The following is a 4,145-nucleotide window of genomic DNA, read 5'->3' as shown; positions in this document are numbered from 1 at the left end:
ATCAGAATGCGCAAAGACTGCATGCGAATTGTACCAGATTACCAATAACTTTCCCGTATCAAACACGATCCTCGTCACAATCGAAAGACACAAGCCACGCAGTTGCCCGGTTCGCGCCCGGTGTTGCGGGCTTGCTGCCACTATATGCTTGTATAGATTTGGCAGGTCCTATGAACTTTATTTAGACAATACCCGGATGATCAGACAAAGGCGGCTAAATACGTCTGACAATGTCTAAAGGTCATCAATGGCATAACCATCGCCCTGGACCAATTCCCGATAGGTGACCTCAAACCGACTGTTAACCCAGTCAGGATCGAAACGATTTTCTGTGCCGCGCTCTGCGGCGGCTTCTGAAAGCGCGACCAGTTTCTGCGGGTCGCCCAGAACGCGGATTACCGCGTCGGCAATCGCAGGTACATCTCCAACCGGGACACATGCACCAACGTTGCCATCCACCAACTCTCGGACACCAGAGCAGTCAGTTGCAACCACCGGCTTGCCCGCTCGAAAGGCCTCGACGATTGAAATCGGCAGCGCTTCCCAGCGAGAGGTCAGAACCATCATGTCGGCAGCACGAAGGTATAGATAGGGGGTTTCTGTCCGGCCGACGAACTGCAACTTGTCTGCAACCCCACGGGCTCTGGCCAATGCAGACATTTCTTCATCTAGCGGCCCTTCTCCAAGAACAGCAAAGCGAATATGCGGGTGGCTCTGCGAAACCCGAGTCACCACATCAATCAGTATGTCTATCCCTTTTTGATATACCAAACGAGAAAGGGTCACGACAAGCTGTGAACCATCGCCCAACAGTTCCGCTCGCAGTGCGGCAATATCGGTAGGATTGTCCTTCGGGGCAGGTTTGATTCCAAGGCCGATAACGCGAACCTTGTCTTTCGCAACACCACCTCGAGCGACAAGATCCTCAGATGCGCGGAGACTAGGAGTGATAACGAGATCGGTGCGCGCAGCGATCCGGCCGAAACCGGGCACCCGGTCGTAATGCGACCCGTGATAGGTGACAGCAATCGGAATGTCTCGCCGCCCTACGGCCAACAATGCGACGAGCGCCGGGCCTGATTCATGCGCGTGAATGACATCAACGGAATTTCGGTTAAGCCAGCGCCTCAGCTGGATAACCGATTTCAACAGGTTCCACAGCCGCCGATGCATCCCTCCACCGTCAGCGCCTGTGTACAATAGAGGTAAATCTATGAACTCTGGATTGTTGGTTGGGCCATACCACTCCCCGGCGGTGCTGATCGGTGTTACGCGATGCCCGCGCGCCTCAAGCCACGCACTAAGGTCAAGAACATGCCGTGCTATTCCCCCTGTGCCGTAAACAGAAGGCATCTGAACGATGTGTAGGCGGGGACCCGTTGGATATTCGGAACGCGATGTCACGGATTTTACCTCTTCACTGTTGTGCCAAAGCTGTTCATTCCGAATGAATTGTTGGTACCATTGGCATATTCCTAAACAATCATCATGACCGACCGACCCCGAAGGCTTGCTTTGTTGTAAGCTGGCAATATCGATGAAGGTAATGCAGGGGTATCAGTTTCCAAAACCGTCCAGAACCATGTAAATAAATAAACACAACAGCTTACCAAACTTGTAATAGCCTTCCGCGGATTGCAGATTACTTAGTCGCTTCGGATCACTTAGACTGGGGACAATTTTACACGAAATCAACGGCCTTGTTTGTCTTCCGGTTGCTCGGCTAGCATCGTTACAACGAAGATACCCCGATGCATTTTCTAAGTGTAGACAGTTTAAAGATAAGGAAACCGAATGCAGTTGCCCAAAAAAAATAAGACTTCCGACCTCTTCGATCCCGCAGCACTTGTCCATGAGGTTCGCAATGCATTGCAAGAGGTCACAGCGCTGGATTCCCTCTGGCCGAATGGTGTTGTGCACCGTGGCGGACCTCACTACAGGCTAAACGGAACACTCGGGCCTGTGAGCTTTGGCGAAGATGAATGCGTTTCTATCGGGCGGTTCGTACACGAGTTCCGCCCGTCCAACTGTTTCATCATCGGTAATGCATTCGGGATGAGTTCAGTCTACATCGCCAAGGCAATGGAGACTTGTGGCGGTTCATCGGTCATTACGCTGGACAACAAGTCAGAGGGTGACGGGGAACGATGCGCAACGGTTGCAGAGAAGCTCCGGGAGCGTATGCAGGCACATTTGCTGGAGAACCGTTACGGATGGTCGCCAAATGATATTCTGTCCATCTCGGAAGGCAAAAAGTTTGATTTTCTGCTCATAGACGGGCTGCATGCACACCCGCAGGTTACCGATGACTATCACGGTGCGTTGGATGTGCTGCATGACCAAAGCGTTATTTGCTGGCACGACTACTGGCTGGCTGGCGTGCCCGAAAGTGTAGCAACAGCAGAAAGCGAAGGATTTCTCTGTACAAAAGTGAATACATCCGGCGAGTTGGTTTTCGGAACACGAGACAAGTCCGTCTTCGACCAGATTCAAGCTACTTTCCCGGATGCGGAAGCTCCGCGCAAGCGCACGCGCGTCATGGGCTACGCCAGGCTTTATACGGGCCTGTTCAGGGCGGCCGCACGTAGAAGACTGGGGATGAGCTGAACGGCTGGTGTCATTCTTTCGAATTCCGTTCCTTCATATACCACAGAGTTTCCCCCGCAACCCAGGCAGCATACAATACGAAAAGCAACGGTGCTGTCCGCGCAAAACGCCCCATCTTTGACCACCCGGTCACACGCGACAGGCGAAAGACAAGAAGGAACGGGAGTGCCGGCGCCAGCAAGACCCGAGCAACCCAATAGTCACTTCTGTGCTCGCCGAGACGGTCACGAGCATAATGCAGCCCATGTTGGAAGCGTACAGAAATCAACTCCCAAAGATTGTAGGTGGCATTATGGTCGACCCTGGCTAAAGGCTCGAAGCGCAGTTGTACACCCTCCCTGATCAGACGATCGTGGATCACATGCTCCCAGGCGCCTTCGTGGGCCCAACGTCCGGCACGACCGCTGACTGCAGGGCCATACATTACATTGGCGCCCGTCAGCGCGCTGACACCTTCCTCTGCCGATCGGCTGGGTGAGAAAGTGCCATAGTCGGTCAGATAAGCCGCGTGGCTCACCACATCGGGTCGGACATTGCCAACCGCCCCGCCTATCACCTCGAAACCAGACTTTGTATTCTGTGACATGCTCATCAACCAATTGCGGTCCGCAAGAAATATATCTTCGGTGACTGCAATCCAACCTTCGCCGGCTGCACCCATCGCGGCCCCGCGCAATTGTGGAATATCCGAATCCCCCTCCACCAAAACAAGAGATGCCCATGGCCGGTCTGCGAACAACTTCGTGGCATCAATCGCTGAAGCGGGACGGGCAACAAAGACAGCAACGGGCGCATCAACCTGTGCCCGTGCCGTTGCAAGCGCATTGAGACACCCGTTTAACAGTTCCGGGTCGCCGGCCGACGCGATAGCGACGGAAAGGGCCGGTCCGGAATCGGATGAAGGCATCATGGTAAAATCATTCCTCATCAGGTTTAGGTTCCTGACAATATCCAACCATTTCACCCATCGCCCACATCAAAACGACAAGAAATAAGAGCGGCGAAGCTGGCCAGAAATGTCGCAGATACACTCTTTTCTTCAACTGGACCTTGAGCGCTCGGGCAAAAAGCACAAACGGCACCAGCGGTGAAACAAGTACACGGCAAAACCGCTGCCACTTCGAAATCGATTGCGAGCAGATTGCCGCATATTTCCAGCCCCAAAAAAACCACTCCATCGCAAGGTCCATTGTCCTGACGCGCGGTCTTATTTCGGTGGTTCGTGGTCGGTCAGACAATATCAGTTTCTTTCCGGATGCCATGAGGTGATCATGCACAGAAACTTCGCGAAACCGGTGCTGATATAGATGTTCGAGTTCGCAGAGATCCGCGGCAGCATAGCAAAGGTTGGTTACCGACAAAAATTCGGTTTCCACAGTCTGGTGCGGTGCCATGTAGCGTCCGAAATCGAAAAAATGAACAGCCCAATGCCAAAACGTATCGTAGCCGTTGTCGACACATCCACCAATCGCTGCAACCGATAATTCTTGGTGCATTTCTACCATTGTCGCCACCCAGTTTCTGGCTGGAATGCCGCG

General features: G+C 53.3%; 4 protein-coding genes. 1 reads left to right on the top strand and 3 read right to left on the bottom strand.

All coding sequences use genetic code 11. The annotated features are described in order from the left end of the window. Positions 1 to 234 precede the first annotated feature (234 nt). Entirely contained in the window at positions 235 to 1,404 is a 1,170-nt protein-coding gene (locus tag AC2FNC_RS20310) for a glycosyltransferase family 4 protein (protein WP_496716495.1), read from the bottom strand. 390 nt (positions 1,405 to 1,794) lie between these two features. Between AC2FNC_RS20310 and AC2FNC_RS20305 the strand changes: the two genes are divergently transcribed. Continuing rightward, positions 1,795 to 2,607 (top strand): class I SAM-dependent methyltransferase, encoded by an 813-nt coding sequence (locus AC2FNC_RS20305; RefSeq protein WP_496716493.1) that lies wholly within the window; start codon positions 1,795 to 1,797, stop codon positions 2,605 to 2,607. Positions 2,608 to 2,617: 10 nt separating this feature from the next. Here AC2FNC_RS20305 and AC2FNC_RS20300 read toward each other — a convergent pair whose 3' ends face one another. Together AC2FNC_RS20300 and AC2FNC_RS20295 are read right to left on the bottom strand one after the other, a co-directional pair. After that, on the bottom strand, positions 2,618 to 3,571 hold the full coding sequence (locus tag AC2FNC_RS20300; protein ID WP_496716491.1) for a hypothetical protein: 954 nt from the start codon (positions 3,569 to 3,571) through the stop codon (positions 2,618 to 2,620). Further along, positions 3,525 to 4,145, bottom strand: a 621-nt coding sequence (locus AC2FNC_RS20295; protein WP_496716490.1) for a hypothetical protein, incomplete at its 5' end; no start/stop codon positions are given. The genes AC2FNC_RS20295 and AC2FNC_RS20300, both read right to left, overlap by 47 nt.

This window comes from Ruegeria sp. BHSA123 (genome assembly GCF_059613425.1).
The sequence above is the reverse complement of the archived record's forward strand: the minus strand, read 5'-3'. Positions and strand labels throughout refer to the sequence as shown.